At 46.4% G+C, this 18,031-nt stretch carries 3 protein-coding genes; all 3 read right to left on the reverse strand.

The window, feature by feature from the left end; genetic code table 11:
• Positions 1-43: 43 nt before the first annotated feature.
• From AC2CZC_RS26050 to AC2CZC_RS26060, 3 genes are read right to left on the reverse strand one after another with little or no spacing between them, the layout of a single operon-like run.
• A complete protein-coding gene (locus AC2CZC_RS26050) occupies positions 44-4,864 on the reverse strand; it encodes an Ig-like domain-containing protein (RefSeq protein WP_484585254.1) in 4,821 nt (1,606 codons plus the stop codon).
• Entirely contained in the window at positions 4,861-16,842 is an 11,982-nt protein-coding gene (locus tag AC2CZC_RS26055; RefSeq protein ID WP_484585255.1) for a tandem-95 repeat protein, read from the reverse strand. The genes AC2CZC_RS26050 and AC2CZC_RS26055 overlap by 4 nt, the downstream gene beginning before the upstream one ends.
• The gene (locus AC2CZC_RS26060; RefSeq protein ID WP_484585256.1) at positions 16,839-18,026 is read right to left on the reverse strand and encodes a TIGR03032 family protein; all 1,188 of its coding nucleotides are present in this window, start codon (positions 18,024-18,026) and stop codon (positions 16,839-16,841) included. The genes AC2CZC_RS26055 and AC2CZC_RS26060 overlap by 4 nt, the downstream gene beginning before the upstream one ends.
• Positions 18,027-18,031: the final 5 nt, after the last annotated feature.

Consider the following 18,031-nt stretch of genomic DNA (forward strand, 5'->3'; position numbering starts at 1 on the left):
CAAGAGCTGTTAATTAAACAGCCCTTGCAAAGTCCAATGAAGGTTAAAACTTCACAGCCATCAGCATTGACACCTCATTTATATTATTCTCGCTTATATCAAAATACCGATACTGAACGCCTAACTCTACACGTTCACTTAACTGATAACCCAACTCAGCGCCCATAAAAGCATTTGTTTCAGCAGCCTCATAAGTTTGTAAAAAACGCTCATCTCGTGTACTGGTAATTTTATACTCCCAGTCGAATACACCAACGAAGACCTCTGCCGTTAATTTTTGCCAACGGTAAAGGTCATAATTGACTTGTAATGTAAAGCCTTCGGGCAATACCGGTGCAATACGAGAAACAGCTAGATGTGACTCTGCTGGCGATAAACTCTCCCCCTCAAAGTCAACCCGCCCTTGCCCTAAATCAACATACCCGATCCCGACATGCCAATTTGGGAGCAACTCATAATAGCTACTTACGGACCATGATTCACTGGTGTTATCTATATTTTTGATTTGCAGGCCAGAGTTATTATCTACTCGCTCCGCAGCATGTGCTTGTCCAAGTGTGCCTTTTAAAACCCAACCATCCGCATAAGCAGTAGAAGGTAAAATACAACTTAAAGAGACCAGTGCAAAACTTGGTAATACCGATTTGCGTCTACGTACTAATAATGCTGAAAGTATCAAAATAAGTCCCCCTCCTAGGCTGCCTGATGACGTATTTTCAATTGCGACAGCTTTGTAAGCTGTAACGGTAACTTGCGCTATTCCCTTGGAAATCGCACCTTTACTATCTAAAACTGTGTATGTCACGATATCTACACCTTCAAAACCAGATTTAGGTGTATATGAAATGGTCCCATCTGAATTAATACTGACGGTGCCATTTTGTGCGACAGCTTCAATGACTGAGAATGTATCCCCATCAGCATCAAAATCATTCTCCAATACATTTAAGATGATTGATGCTTGATCCGTCGTCGATGCTACATCTAATGTCGTTGTGGGAGCTGAATTCACAGTCAAATTAACTGTGACCGTATTGCTCGCCGTTCCGCCTTGCCCATCTGTGATACTGTATTGAATCGTTGCAGTACCAACAAAAGTTTGAGGTGGTGTATAAAGCAATTTATTGTCTTCAATCACGACAGTACCAAAATCAGCTGATGCACTTGTGATAGTTAAAGCATCACCATCGGCGTCTGTGTCATTTGCAAGCACGTCTATCTGAATAGCTTGTCCAGAACCCACAATTTTCTCATCAGCAACAGCAACAGGTAAAGAGTTACCATTATTGACAATTGCAACCCCCCCTGGGTCGATGATGCTACCATTAGCTATGCCATCGTCATCATTTGGTCCGCCATCTACAATCTGTAGTTTGACACACCAATCACCTTCAGTGAGTCCCTCTTGCCAAACCTCACTTCCTGGAGGGGCACAATATCCTGGTTCTCCGAGTGAAGAGTAGATTTTGTTTTGTTCATCAATGACAAAATCAACCCACTGAGTACCGACTAATTTTCGATATACTGCATTTATAGGTATCGGGTTACGCTGTGGAATAACAATGCTATAACTATCACCCGCTTGCGGAAGACCAACAGCGATGAAATCAAATAACCCCCCTATATTGGTAGCGGTATCATCTTGTTGTAATTCTTCAGGCAGGAGTTGTACACCGCCAGTCGAATTCTGCGCAATCGTTACACCTTTACGGATGCATACACCTGGCTCGCCCTCAATCAAAAATTGAGAAGATTCAAGTGCCTGCTCTTGCATAACGTTACAATCAGTTATCGCGTCTTGAAAGTCTGGAATACCATCATTATCGGAATCAGAATGGCCCTCTTCATTATCTGGAATTAAATCGCCATCCGTATCTTGGTCCGTCAGAACAACTAGTTCAGGCACGACCTCTAGGTAGATTTGGGCTGTACTAGCGAGGCTTGGCTCACCATCATCCGTCGCGGTAATTGAAACCCCATAAATACCGGTGCTAAGAGATTGAGCTGAGAAGATAAATTCATTTTCTACTGTACTGATATTCTGTAACTCATTATCTAGTGCACTCCATTGTAACTGCACACTATCACCAATATTCGGATCACTCACCTGCGCCGACACAGTCACCAATTGCTCACTTGCCGTTACGGTCGTACGTAACTCGTTGTCTTGCCTAGCGCTAAGAACAATACTAGGCGCGACATTTTCTTCAACAATAGTCACTTGGGTGGAGAATTTAGCGCCTCGATTCAATGAGTCATCAAGTGTGATTATAATGGTTTCGTTACCCTCACTCAGTCCATCTTCAAAAATACTGAAGGTGATCTCACCCTCGATGCCAGACGCTATCGAAAGCGTACCATTGCTAAGTGAATGATCTGAACTATTCGCCGTACCAGATACTGTATAAGGTATTTGTACTGGATACTCTATGGCCTCACCATTTAAGAAGACGCCTAATGCAAAGCTTTGACCTTCAGATAATTGTGTGTCTTTAGCTAAAGAAACGAGAGGATTCACAAATACATTTTGTGTGGCAAATGTGCTCAAACCATTGCTATCTTGAGCTCGCCATGTCGCAAGGTGGCGACCTGGAGGGAACAACACATTATTATCCACAAGTGATACGCCAATGACATTGCCATTACTGTCTGTAGCTGTTGCATTGCCAAGCTCCACTTTAGTGAATAAAGCCGTTGCATTGACATTAATATCTGCTGGCACGTTAATTGTTGGAGGTGTGCCCTGCGCATCATTTCTGACCACAGTAAGCTCAGCAACCGCTCTGCTAATTTCCCCGGCCTCATCCTTAATGACATAGTCGATGATCACCACCCCGTTAAACGTATCTTCGGGTGTGTAAACCAGCTCATTACCTTCTACTTGTACACTGCCAACTGACGCTTGAGCACTTAAAAGCGTCAGAGAATCCCCAGAATCCACATCGCTGTCGTTGCTAAGTACTGCTAAGCGGTATGTGCCAGTAGCTTCATCAAAGGTCTCTTCTGAATAGCTATCATCTTGGGCATCTGGCGCATCGTTGACATTATCTATGCTCATTGTCACAGTGGCGACATTGGACTCTAGGCCTGAGGTGTCTTTGACTGTGTAAGTAAAAGTATCATTACCCACTTCATTAGTATTGGCGGTGTATACAATTCGACCAAGCCCATCAATACTGACTTGACCTTTTGCTGGAGAGCTCACAATTGTCACACTTGATGGGTCTATTTCATTGTTACCATCCACGTCTGTATCATTGCCCAGCACATTCACCGCAAACGCCCCTTCCTCTTCAAGGGCAGCTATATCATCAATGGCCACTGGTGCATCATTCACAGCTTCAATTGTCAGATTAACTGTGGCAGGCAAGGAGCTCAACCCTTCACTGTCGTTCAACGTATAAGTGAAGCTGAACTGACCATTTTGGTCTTGTGTCGGAGTAATTTGCAATTGACCATCTGTTAAGATATCCACCGTTGCGAAATCAAACACCCCATTAGTTTGTAAAGTAATATTCGCGCCGTTAAACCCTTCGTCTTCAACATCAGTATCATTTGATAAGACATTAAGCGTGATCTGTGTATCTTCTTGCGTTGTTACACTATCATCCGCTGCGATTGGCGCGTCATTTATTTCACCAATATTAATTGACACAGTGGCCAAATCAGAAACAGCTCCGTTGCTATCTGCAATTGTATAAGTGAAGCTGTCTGTACCTTCATCGTCTTCAAACGGCGTATACTCAATTGAGCCAGTATCATCATTAGACACGGCACGGCCTTTTTGTGGTGCAGTGACGACTGCAATATCGCCAGCAGGGATACCATCTTCAATATCCGTTGCAAAGGCCCTGACATTGATGCTGGTTTGTTCAGCATCTTCGTCGATATTCACTGTGATGTCTTCAACTTGTGGCACATCATTTATCGCCGAAATGGTGATCGATACAGTGGCTTTGTCTGAATTATTAGAATCTTGGTCTGATACAATATAGGTAAATAAATCAGTGCCATTTACATCTTGATTAGGTGTATAAGTCGCCACTCCATTTTCAATTAATACAGAGCCAATAGCTGGTTGATCAACGACAACAGCAGAAGAGGCCACAATATCCCCTTCAGGATCCGTGTCATTGCTCAATAGATTTACCGTCACTGGCACATCTTCATTGGTTTGCGCATTGTCATCTACAGCAACAGGAGGCTCTGACACTGGCGTGATTGCAATACTTGCAGTCACAACCGTAGATTGAGCACCAAAGCTGTCTTGTAGTCGATAAGTAAAGCTATCACTTTGCGTTTCACTGTCGTTATGCGCGTAGGTAAAGCTGCCATCTGCATTCACAATCAAAGTGCCAAACGTTGGCTGAGTTAAATCAACAATCGACAATACATCATTGCTATCTAAATCATCGTCAAGGGCAAAGTTACCGCTTAGCAAGCCTTCAACACTGCTTACATTTAGTGTTGCTCCCTCGCTAATGCTGTAGCTTGGTGCAAGTGCTGTCGGAGCATCATTAGTATTATTAACAACAATATCAAATGCCGCTAATGACGCACTTACCTGACCATCGCTGACAGAAACAATAATATTAGTGTCAGTACCAACATTGGCGTCAAGCGGTATGCCTGTCATTTCTCCTGTGGCAGTATTAAACTCAATCCAAGCTGGTGCATTTTGAATACTAAAGGTTAAGGTATCCCCGTCAATATCCGTTGCACTTGGGGTAAAGCTATACGCACTGTCTTCATTAATAGATGTTGAAGGTGCGCCGCTTATCGTTGGTGCGTCATTGGTATTAACAACGGTAATGTTAAACGCAGTGAGTGCGACTGTTTCTGTACCATCTGAAACACTGATCACAATGCCTGTGTATAGCCAACATTTGCATTGACAGGTGTGCCTGATATTGCACCCGTTGTGCTATCGAAGGACATCCAACTCGGTAAGTTTTCAATGGCGAATGTTAAATTGTCGCCATCTTTATCTTCAGCAGTAGGCACAAAACTGTATGCACTGTCTTCATTAACTTGGTTACTTGGACTACCTGAAATCGTTGGCGCATCATTGATATTATTAACAGTGATATTCACCGTCGCTAATTCTGAGTCTACCTGACCATCGTTCACTTTAAAGGTAAAGCTATCCGCTCCAAAGTAATCTAAGTTACCTGTATAGCTCAACACATTGCCATTGAGTGAGTAGCTACCATTGCTTGGCTCACCAACAAGTAGGTAAGTAAGATTATCGTTATCTATATCTTCTGCACTGAGAGTAATATTTACCTGCGTCTCTTCATCTGCGCTAACAGCTTGCCCTGTGACCGTAGGTTGGTCATTCACCGCGTTGACTGTCAAAGATACAGTTGCAGCCGCAGAGTCATCTGTACCATCATTTGATAAGAAGGTGAAGGCGTCTACCCCGTTGAAATTTGATGTTGGTGTATATAACCAAGTTGTATCTGATTGCTGCACCAATGTCCCGCTAGACACACCTGTGACAACGCGGTAGCTCAGCGTATCATTTTCCTGATCAGTCGCACTGAGCGTAATAAGTAAACTGCCATCTTCATCTAAATTCAGGTTTTGAGCCTGCGCAATCGGTGCATCGTTCACAGGGGTCACCGTCATTGTCACCGTGGCTTTATTAGACGTTGCGCCCGCTGCATCTTGAACCGTATATGTAAAAGTATCATCGCCAAAGTAATGCTCGTTCGGGGTATACACAATCCCGCCTTGCGCATTGACAACCACCTGACCAAATTGAGGCTGATCAACCACAGTTACACTAGCAAAATTAAAACTATCATTTTCATCTACGTCCGTATCATTGCCCAAGACGTTCACTTCAAATGAGCCCTCTTCTTGTAAGCTCGCAGTGTTATCAACGGCCACTGGCGCATCATTCACTGGGGTTAAAGTGACTGTTACTTGGGCAGGATCAGAGGTTAAACCTTCACTGTCAGTCAGGGTATAGTTAAACGTGAAGGTGCCATTCTGGTTTGCAACAGGCGCAATATTAAGCTGTCCGTCAGCTTGGATAGTCACCAAGGCTTTTTCATAGCTACCCGCGCCATTACCTTGATCCTCAAGTGTAATATTCGCCCCGTTGAAACCTTGATCTTCTACATCACTGTCGTTTGATAAAATCGACAACAGAGTGCTCACATCCTCATCGGTTATGACGCTATCAGCAGCGGCCACAGGTTTATCGTTTACCGCACCAATATTCACGGTAATTGTCATCGGTGCTGATATAGCCCCAGCGCTATCTGCTACCGTGTAAGCAAAGCTATCTGAGCCTGTTTGATTCGCAGCAGGTTGATAAACAAACGTACCCTGCTGTTGGTCAATAACAACACTACCTTTACTTGGCTGAGTCGATATTGCCAAGTCTCCTGTTGGTATACCATCCTCTATATCCGTAGTCTGCGCACGAACTTGCAGCGGATCTGAATGAGTATCCTCAGATGTATTGATAACTAACTCTTTCGCTACAGGGAGGTCATTATCCGCGGTAATGGTCACCGTCACCGTCGCCGTATTAGAGGTGTTTTGCTGCGCATCTTTGACAGTATAAGTGAATGTATCAACACCATTTTCATTGGCATTTGGTGTATAGGTCGCAACCCCATTTAATAGGCTCACACTCCCTTTGCTAGGTGCCGTAACAACCGTCGCAGAAGAGGCCACCATATCTTGCTCAGGATCGCTGTCGTTAGCCAATAAATCTATGTTACCTGCATTATCTTCAACCACGGTCAACACATCATTCACCGCTGTTGGCGCATCCGCAACTGGCGTGACATTAATCGTCACCGTATAGGTATCAGATGTCGCGTTTGATGCATCTTTAACCCGATAGGTAAATTGATCAGTATGGTTTTCGCTACCATCATGCTGATAGGTAAAGCTGCCATCTGTATTAAGTGTCAACTGACCAAATGAAGGAGCGGTAACCTGTTCCACAGTGAGCGTATCTCCGTTATCAGTATCATCATCAGTTGCTGTACTGAGTAAGCCCGCTTGCGCTGTTACGCTCAGCGTGCCAGCCTCTTGAGTGGCAAAATTAAACGCTGTGCCACTTGGCGCATCATTAACATTGGTCACTTCAATATTAAAGCTCGCCAATGACGCTGAATCAGTGCCATCATTCACCGAAATCACAATGCCATTGTACTCGCCTACATCAGCATCCGCTGGCGTGCCAGAAAGTACACCTGTCGTTGTACTAAACGTCAACCAACTAGGTAAGTTAGTGATGCTGTAAGTGTGTGTATCTTGCTCATCAGGATCAACCAAAGTAGGTGTAAAGCTATATGCTTGGCCTTGCGCAATCGACGTTGTAGGCTGGCCAGATAGAGTCGGCGCCACATTATACTTTTTAGTAACAGTGTCTGAAATCTGATTTGCACTATTTCCGGCCGCATCTGTCACGATTACCGTTAACGTTAAAGTACCTTCAGCTAGATTACTCACATCAATCGCGGATACTTGCGCGGTAGCAGCTGTAATATTGCCATTGCCAGTCACCGAGGCATTATTTGCATCTGTAATGCTGTATGTGAATGTACCCGAGCTCTCCAGACCAGTTAAACTAAAACTCAGAGCAGACTCATTATCTCTATTGATAAGAGCCTGATCTATATTTACAGCTTGCCCTGTCGGCGTACTGGTATCGACACTCAAGGTGATTTGCTGCGCCGCTGTATTTGGGTTGCCAGCGCTGTCGGTAAACTTGTCAGCAAGAATATCAAGCGTAGCATCCGCTTCTGAATTTTCACTCGGCGTGAACACCAAGCTATACTGTGTTCCTGAAGTAGCAGTGAATTTGCTTAAAGTCCCTCCTGAAACGCTCACATCATCTACTGTGAAATTATCACTCGACTCACTCAATACAATAGTAACCGTCGCAGTTTCACCAATCTTGAGTGCCGTATCTGACGCACTGAATGTTGTCACTGATGGGCTGGATGTATCTAATTCACTGGTTGCGGTGACTGCTGATGCTGCGTTACCTGCGGTATCCGTCAGTGTCACAGACAGCGTAAGCGTACCGTCGTTCAGTGCACTTAAATCTATATTAGAAATCGTTTGGCTTGCAGAGGTCACTGTGCCATTGCCCGTTGCTGACGTGCCGCCATTGCTACTCGAAATGGTATAGCTGTAGGTTGCGCCTACTTCGGCATTGCTAAAGCTAAACGAAGCCGCGGTTTTTTCAGTGTTGGAATATAAGGTATCGCCCAGCGACACGCTGTGACCTATTGGCGCTTTGGTGTCCACCGTAATAGGCAACTGCGTTGCTGCGGTGTTGTTATTGCCGGCTGCATCACTAAAGGTATCTGCCGCGATGTCTAGCGTGGCATTCGTTTCTGAGTCCGCCGTTGGCGTAAAGAGCACGCTATATTGTGTGCTTGAAGTCGCACTGAAGTTACTCAGTGAGCCACCTGATACGGTAATGTCTGATGAAGTGAAGGTCGTACTGGCTTCGCTCAATACAATGGAAATCGTCGCCGTTTCACCGGCTTTGAGGTTGGTGTCTGAGGCACTGAAAGTGGTTACCGTCGGCTTGGTTTTATCAAGCGTTGCAGTGTCTGTTACTGCTGTGGCTGCATTGCCCGCCGCATCAGAGACCGTCACTGACAGCGTGAGTGTGCCATCGTTTAACCCGCTGATATCTGCAATGTTCACCGTTTGTGAGGCGCTGGTGATATTACCGTTGCCTGTCACCGCTGTGCCGCCATTGCTGCTATTTAATGTATAGGTATAGCTCGCGCCCACTTCTGCACTGCTAAAGCTAAAGCTCGCGCTGCCCGTTTCTGTGCTGTTATAGCTGGTGTCATTGAGTGCCACACTGTGACCACTTGGCGCGTTGGTATCTAGTGTACTCGTCGCCGTCACCGCTGATGCTGCGTTACCTGCGGTATCCGTCAGTGTCACAGACAGCGTAAGCGTACCGTCGTTCAGTGCACTTAAATCTATATTAGAAATCGTTTGGCTTGCAGAGGTCACCGTGCCATTGCCCGTTGCTGATGTGCCGCCATTGCTACTCGAAATGGTATAGCTGTAGGTTGCCCCTACTTCGGCACTGCTAAAGCTAAACGAAGCCGCGGTTTTTTCAGTGTTGGAATATAAGGTATCGCCCAGCGACACGCTGTGACCTATTGGCGCTTTGGTGTCCACCGTAATAGGCAACTGCGTTGCTGCGGTGTTGTTATTGCCGGCTGCATCACTAAAGGTATCTGCCGCGATGTCTAGCGTGGCATTCGTTTCTGAGTCCGCCGTTGGCGTAAAGAGCACGCTATATTGTGTGCTTGAAGTCGCACTGAAGTTACTCAGTGAGCCACCTGATACGGTGATATCTGACGAAGTAAAGGTCGTACTGGCTTCGCTCAATACAATGGAAATCGTCGCCGTTTCACCGGCTTTGAGGTTGGTGTCTGAGGCACTGAAAGTGGTTACCGTCGGCTTGGTTTTATCAAGCGTTGCAGTGTCTGTTACTGCTGTGGCTGCATTGCCCGCCGCATCAGAGACCGTCACTGACAGCGTGAGTGTGCCATCGTTTAACCCGCTGATATCTGCAATGTTCACCGTTTGTGAGGCGCTGGTGATATTACCGTTGCCTGTCACCGCTGTGCCGCCATTGCTGCTATTTAATGTATAGGTATAGCTCGCGCCCACTTCTGCACTGCTAAAGCTAAAGCTCGCGCTGCCCGTTTCTGTGCTGTTATAGCTGGTGTCATTGAGTGCCACACTGTGACCACTTGGCGCGTTGGTATCTAGTGTACTCGTCGCCGTCACCGCTGATGCTGCGTTACCTGCGGTATCCGTCAGTGTCACAGACAGCGTAAGCGTACCGTCGTTCAGTGCACTTAAATCTATATTAGAAATCGTTTGGCTTGCAGAGGTCACCGTGCCATTGCCCGTTGCTGATGTGCCGCCATTACTGCTCGAAATGGTATAGCTGTAGGTTGCCCCTACTTCGGCACTGCTAAAGCTAAACGAAGCCGCGGTTTTTTCAGTGTTGGAATATAAGGTATCGCCCAGCGACACGCTGTGACCTATTGGCGCTTTGGTGTCCACCGTAATAGGCAACTGCGTTGCTGCGGTGTTGTTATTGCCGGCTGCATCACTAAAGGTATCTGCCGCGATGTCTAGCGTGGCATTCGTTTCTGAGTCCGCCGTTGGCGTAAAGAGCACGCTATATTGTGTGCTTGAAGTCGCACTGAAGTTACTCAGTGAGCCACCTGATACGGTAATGTCTGATGAAGTGAAGGTCGTACTGGCTTCGCTCAATACAATGGAAATCGTCGCCGTTTCACCGGCTTTGAGGTTGGTGTCTGAGGCACTGAAAGTGGTTACCGTCGGCTTGGTTTTATCAAGCGTTGCAGTGTCTGTTACTGCTGTGGCTGCATTGCCCGCCGCATCAGAGACCGTCACTGACAGCGTGAGTGTGCCATCGTTTAACCCGCTGATATCTGCAATGTTCACCGTTTGTGAGGCGCTGGTGATATTACCGTTGCCTGTCACCGCTGTGCCGCCATTGCTGCTATTTAATGTATAGGTATAGCTCGCGCCCACTTCTGCACTGCTAAAGCTAAAGCTCGCACTGCCCGTTTCTGTGCTGTTATAGCTGGTGTCATTGAGTGCCACACTGTGACCACTTGGCGCGTTGGTATCTAGTGTACTCGTCGCCGTCACCGCTGATGCTGCGTTACCTGCGGTATCCGTCAGTGTCACAGACAGCGTAAGCGTACCGTCGTTCAGTGCACTTAAATCTATATTAGAAATGGTTTGGCTTGCAGAGGTCACCGTGCCATTGCCCGTTGCTGATGTGCCGCCATTACTGCTCGAAATGGTATAGCTGTAGGTTGCGCCTACTTCGGCATTGCTAAAGCTAAACGAAGCCGCGGTTTTTTCAGTGTTGGAATATAAGGTATCGCCCAGCGACACGCTGTGACCTATTGGCGCTTTGGTGTCCACCGTAATAGGCAACTGCGTTGCTGCGGTGTTGTTATTGCCGGCTGCATCACTAAAGGTATCTGCCGCGATGTCTAGCGTGGCATTCGTTTCTGAGTCCGCCATTGGCGTAAAGAGCACGCTATATTGTGTGCTTGAAGTCGCACTGAAGTTACTCAGTGAGCCACCTGATACGGTAATGTCTGATGAAGTGAAGGTCGTACTGGCTTCGCTCAATACAATGGAAATCGTCGCCGTTTCACCGGCTTTGAGGTTGGTGTCTGAGGCACTGAAAGTGGTTACCGTCGGCTTGGTTTTATCAAGCGTTGCAGTGTCTGTTACTGCTGTGGCTGCATTGCCCGCCGCATCTGAGACCGTCACTGACAGCGTGAGTGTGCCATCGTTTAACCCGCTGATATCTGCAATGTTCACCGTTTGTGAGGCGCTGGTGATATTACCGTTGCCTGTCACCGCTGTGCCGCCATTGCTGCTATTTAATGTATAGGTATAGCTCGCGCCCACTTCTGCACTGCTAAAGCTAAAGCTCGCACTGCCCGTTTCTGTGCTGTTATAGCTGGTGTCATTAAGTGCCACACTGTGACCGCTTGGCGCACTGGTATCTAGCTCACTGGTTGCGGTAACCGCTGTGGCCGCGTTACCTGCGGTATCCGTCAGCGTCACTGACAGCGTAAGCGTACCGTCGTTCAGTGCACTTAAATCTATATTAGAAATGGTTTGGCTTGCAGAAGTCACTGTGCCATTGCCCGTTGCTGACGTGCCGCCATTGCTACTCGAAATGGTATAGCTGTAGGTTGCGCCTACTTCGGCATTGCTAAAGCTAAACGAAGCCGCGGTTTTTTCGGTGTTGGAATATAAAGTATCACCCAAGGCAACGCTTTGCCCACTGGGGGCTTGCGTGTCTAAGGTGAGCGATAAATTACTCGCTGAGTTCGCCGTATTACCTGCATTATCAACAGACTGCGCTGAAATAGTATGACTGCCCGCTTGTAACGTAGACGATGTGATGCTCCAAGCACCACCCGAGACAGTCGTACTACCGATATTACCATCTAAATTGGATGACAAGTTAATAGTGTCACCTGTAGTACCTGTGCCCGTGATCGTTGGCGTTGTATCGTTTGTAATATTATCTGTGTTGGACGAACCTGAATCACTACTGGCTGACAGGTCCGGCGTGCTCGGCGCGTTTGGTGCTGATGTATCTATAGTCACATTCAAAGCACTTGAAGCGCTACTTTCATTATTGCTAGCATCCGTAGCCTTAGCTGTAATGGCATGAGTCGTTGCTGATAATGCACTTGTGGTGATCTGCCAATTACCGCCTGTTGCGGTACCACTGCCAATCACTGTGTTTCCAGACTGGTCGCTGTACAACCTTACCGTACTGCCAGACTCAGCTGTACCACTGAATGTTGGCGTAGTATCTGATGTGACATTATCGGTATTTGAACCACCGGTGTCTGAACCTGCATCCAGATCTGGCGTGGAAGGGGCGTTTGGCGCGACATTATCTACAACAGTGATAGTAAATGACTCTTGGAATGTTGTCGTGCCATCATTTGTCTGAACACAGACAATATAATCCCCAGCACTTAGTGCCGACTGAGTTTGTAAATTCGAGCTGCTAATTTGGAAACTGCTGTTTCCGGCATTACTTGTACAAGTACCGCTGGCACTGCTGCCACTATTAACTAGGCTATATGCATGCACATTGGCACTATCGAGATCCGTGGTCGACAGCGTGCCCACATTCACGCTTGTCCCCGTTGCCGATTGATTGATACTCGTTGCAGATAATGCGATATCTGTTGGTGCATCATTCTGCGCTGTAATATTTACAACCGCTTGGTTTGTGCCTGTGCTGTTCGCTGTACCATCATTAAATGTGTAATTTAGTGTTACGCTTGAAGGCGGATCATCCGATGTATTGCTATAGGAAATAGATTGGATCACACCATCAACAATGGCCGATGTTGCGCTGGTATTAAATGTCAGAACAAGCGTACCAGCCGAGTTTGTCGTCACAGTACCAACACTGGTGCCATTGTAAGTAAAAGTATTCCCCTGAGTTAACGTGCCAAGCAAACTCAAGTTCGCAAACACATCTTGTGCATTAGCGCCACCATTTCGGGTGATGGTTAAAGATGCATCATTGTAATTACCCGTGCCCCCATTTAAGGCATCCAATTCAGTATCTGCTACAGTCGCATCACTATCAATGGCAATCGCTGAGCCATTTTCTGTAAACGTAGACAATCCATTTAGTGAGCTAAACACAGGCACATCGTTGGCAGCAATAAAGGTGATCACTGTATTCGCACCGCTATCGGCGACTGTGAAATCTAAACTTGCGCCTGGTGAATTTGTTAGCGTCAGGGCAATTTCAACTGCTGCAAAGTCTGTCGCATCGGTATCCACTTGTAAGGTACTATTACCGTTAAATCTGACGTTGCTTGTGGTTAATCCAGTGACCCCCGTCACCGTGATCATATCTCCCACAGCAAGGTCGGCGATGGTGTCCCCATTTAAATCGCTGGCACTACCGACAAAGTTATCATTACCACCGTTACCCGTTATCGAATCTGTACCCGAGCCTGGTCTTATCGTGTCGGCGCTGTCACCCCCTGTTAAAGTATCATTACCCGTTAAATCGGTTGCGGAAATCACCAAGCTATCACCTGCTAACGCAGATGCGTTAATGGTAACCCCAGCATTAATAGCTGCTCCTGATGAGTTACTAACGGTGACTGTCCCGCCATTTGAAGAAAAGTTATCGGTAATGGTCACCGAAGTGACGCTATTGGAGCCTAATGAGATGGTCTCAATACTTGAGACACTGGTCGAACTAAAGTCAAACGTACCACCACTGACCAAATTTAACGTTTCAGTCCCCGCAGCACCATTTATTGCTGTTGAAAAGTCACTAACATTTTGAACGTCAATCGTTACTGTTGCACCACTTGCCAATGACAATGTACCCACATTGCTAAAACTTGCACCTGTTGTATTTGCACCATCACTGGCAGACACGATGTCGGCAGCAGTCGCTTGACCTGTTAACGAACCCGAAAAGCTTTGTCCTGCAATATTAAAAGTAATTGCATCCGTCACCGATGTTGCCGAAACACTTGTTGTTGCGCCTACATTTATCGTGCGTGTATTACTAGAGTCATCCCCTACTGTGTAATTTTCTATGCTTGAGAGCGTTGTTATATCACCATCACCTGAGATAACGATGGTTTCTGTACCACCTGCGGTGATTGAGCCACTAAAGTTCTCATTTTGCGCTGCTGTCATAGTCACCGACGCGCCAGTTGCCAAGGCAAGATTAGTAATATTTGAAATAGTCGCGCCGCTAATGTCTGCGCCATTGGATAAGCTCAATGTATCAGCGGACGTATTTTCCCCTGTGAGCGTACCTATAAATGTTAATGTCCCAACGTCAAAAGTCACTGCATCAGTGACACTGGTCGCAGTCACTGAATGACCAGCAGCAGCTACCGTTACCGTGCGGGTGTTTGTACTGTCATCACCAATGGTATAGTTTTCGATGCCAGCAACCGTTGACAGATTCCCATCGCCTGTCACAGAGACAGTCTCTGTACCAGCAGCCGTGACTGTGCCTGAAAACTGAGAAAGTTGTGCAGCACTAAATGTTGCGGATGCGCCACTTGATAAAGTGAGGTTTTCAAAACCCGAAACGGTTGCACCAGCAATACTGCCGCCATTTCCGACACTAAGCGTATCTGTACCAATACCGCCTGCTAATGTGCCTGTCGCGGTCAGAGTCCCCACATTAACAGTATCGTTGTTGCCACTCCCTGTTAAGTTTTGCCCAGCGCTGCCCAGTGTAAATGTATTCCCGACGGATAGAACGTATGACTCTATTGCAGCATTGCCTGTTAACCCATCTGTGGCTGCTGAAATGGTAATCGTATCTGTACCGGTTGCCGTAATGGAGCTAAAGCTATCATGCTGAGCTTCGGTCATGGTCACCGAAGCACCCGAGTTCAATTCCAGTATTTCTGTATTTGAGACAGTTGCACCCGCGATATTCGCGCCATTTGATAGACGCAGTGTATCTCCTGTCCCGCCACTAGCATCAAGCGTGCCTGTTGGTGTAAGCGCTGCGACATTAATGACATCATTTGAGCTACTACCCGAGACATTTTGCGACGCACTGCCCAAAGTGAATGTCATGGCAGCACCTAACACATAGGTTTCAATGTCCGCATCCCCCGTCACAGCTGCATCGCCATTGGCACTTGAGATAGTAAACTGATTCGTACCCACACCATTTATAGTGCTAAACGATTCATGCTGAGTCTCACTTAAGGTCAAGTTACCGTTGTTTGCCGCCTCTAACGTCTCAAAATTTGTCAGTGTCGTCAGTCCACTGATATCCACACCATCTGACACATTCAAGGTATCCGTGCCACCGCCGCCATCCGCTGTAGATCCTGTCGCATGTGATGTTTGCGCTATGGTTAAAGATTCATCTTCACTGGTGAATAAAATCGCGGGGTTTAAATTAGCACCAGTTGTGGTATTGAACGATGCACCCGACGAGGTGGTCGAAGTGACATTCGCGACACTCACCGTTGAGGTGCGCGACACACTATTATCAGTACCATCATTGACGACGACCGTTACCGTTCTCGCCGTTGTATTAGGTGTAGACGATGTATTGTTATAGGTTATGGCGTCTAAAAATGTCTGTACTTGGGAAAGTGTTGCCGTCGCCCCTGTAATCGAAATGGTATCTTGCAGGGTGATATCTGAGCTGCCCGATACCCCATTTAAAGCATTTTGCGCCGCGCCTGTGACATTCAGTCCTTCCGAGGCCCCGTCTTGGTCATTTGTCAGAGAAACCGTAATCGTTTTAATGGTATCTGACTCAGCATCTGTGACGCTGGCACTGTTAGTAATGCCAACCCCCCCACTGCCCTCACTGAAAGAGGACGACCTGTTATTACCACCGGCTGCTGTATCTAAATCTACCACAGGTGCGGTATTGGCCGCAGTGACTGTGGCACCGACTTTAAAAGTATAAGTGCCTTCATTGGGATCATTACTGGTGATGGTCACCGTTGCATTTGGTGAGCCGACCGTGGTCGGATCTAGCTGAACAACAAATGTCGTGCTGGTTACCCCATTTAAAGAACTAGCGCCAGGCTGGCTAGATATTGAAAAGTCACTGGAAGCTGAAATGCTCACCAATGGAGAGCCGCTCAAATTAAGCGTAGAAGCTGCGATAACATTTTCTATGGTAAACGTACGAGTAAAATTGCTGCCACCTGTTTGGTGAGAACCAAAATCAGTATGGTTGCTTGCACTTAATGCCGTCGTGCCAGATGTAATTGATTGACCATTACCTTTTAAGTTAATATCCGGGTCAGGGGCTGCTGCGGTACAATCATTGGTATCAGGGAACCATACACCAGGCCCAGGCGCAGCTTCACAACTGGCTTGACTACCATAGGCGGTAGTACAACCAAAAGAGGCTTGGCAAGATGCTGCAAGCTCTTTGGCAATACTTACTTCACCATTAACTTGAGTCGCTCCCATCCCTTGGCTGTCAAGTAAGCCTTGCGCTGCCAAAAAAGACAACGTAGCTGATGCTGCATCATCTTGGTTATTTGGTTGCAGCTTTGTATGCTCAGCAATGCCAAAAACCTCACCCTGTTTATTACTTTGCTGGTTGTTAAAATGAATACTGTCTGCAACTTGTATGGAGCTAAGCGATGGCACTTCGTGATTTGGCAAGAAGTAACTATCCGCAATATTTGAAGAAGAATTTGCAGCAACCAGTGATGGGATCATCACCCCTAATATCGAGGTCGTCATATCAAGTTTTTTCATTTCAATTCCTCCTTCGTAAACTCATATAAATGTGCAGAAATAGCGTCATCACCGCTGATCATTTCAGGAAACGTAGAGTTGGGAATGATGCAAAGATCGTAAAGTTGGCTGACATCGCCTTTAAACTGTAATTTTGATAAGATCTCACCGTTGTGCTTATTGATAATCCATATGCCACAGACAGTATCTTTTTGAGTATGCGCTTTGGTTAAAGGTATATCATTAACCACGGTAGACGAACGCACATGACTGGTCGCGACCAACATCAAATCACCATAAAATGTCAGTCCACGTGTAAAACCAGGTAATGTGCATAAAACTGATTTTTCACAAGTTTTTGGGTCATAACACAGTATTTCACCTTCGCCTGAGTTACATAAGTAGACTTTCCCACCATGGCATCTTGGTGAATGTGGCATTGATAGTCCACTGATGAGTATTTCATTTTTTTCTACATCCATTAACGTGCCATTTAGCTCGGTGCGCCATGAATCTTGATAGTCTTGGGTGTTGAACGTTGTGACATATTTAGGTTGCCCATCTAACATGGCCATACCATTTAAATGACAACGGTCTTGCGGTTTTAACTCGCTGATAAAATGCGGCTTCCAACGGGGTGTAAACCCTGATTCTGAAGAAAGGGTCGCAAGACAAGAAAAGCTTGAGTTAACGACCCATAAGCCGTCATCGCCCCAAGCGATATCGTGAGTATTGAGCGTCCCCGTCGTTAACGAAGAGCGCTCTGTAAATAAGACATCACATTGCTTTATTGCACTGATCTGCTCTGCTCTAAGCGATTTAAATGCATCGGTATCGCGCTGCTCATCTCTTAATTTGCTTGCCAAAGTGTCAATATTGTCAACTTCACCGTTAAGTACACTTTTTCGAGACATGCTGCTTGCTTTAAAGTTCACAATTCGATTCACGGTGCTGACTAAAAGTCTATCTTCACTAACGCAGACGCCCATTGGTCTGACAAACTTTTTTACACTGCAATTGAGTGCCGTTCCTCTACTTCTAAGTAGCATCACAGCATGTGATTGATAGCTAGACACAGCCAGTGAAACCCCTAAAGCTTGTAAGATCTTAGGAAAGTTCTCACTATATTCACTCGCAAAGTCAATGTTGACGAGCTCTGCCTCATCACCAGTACTTCCATAACCCTGTTCACGATACCCTTGCATGCCTT

The sequence above is a fragment of the Pseudoalteromonas sp. MMG033 genome (genome assembly GCF_057197785.1).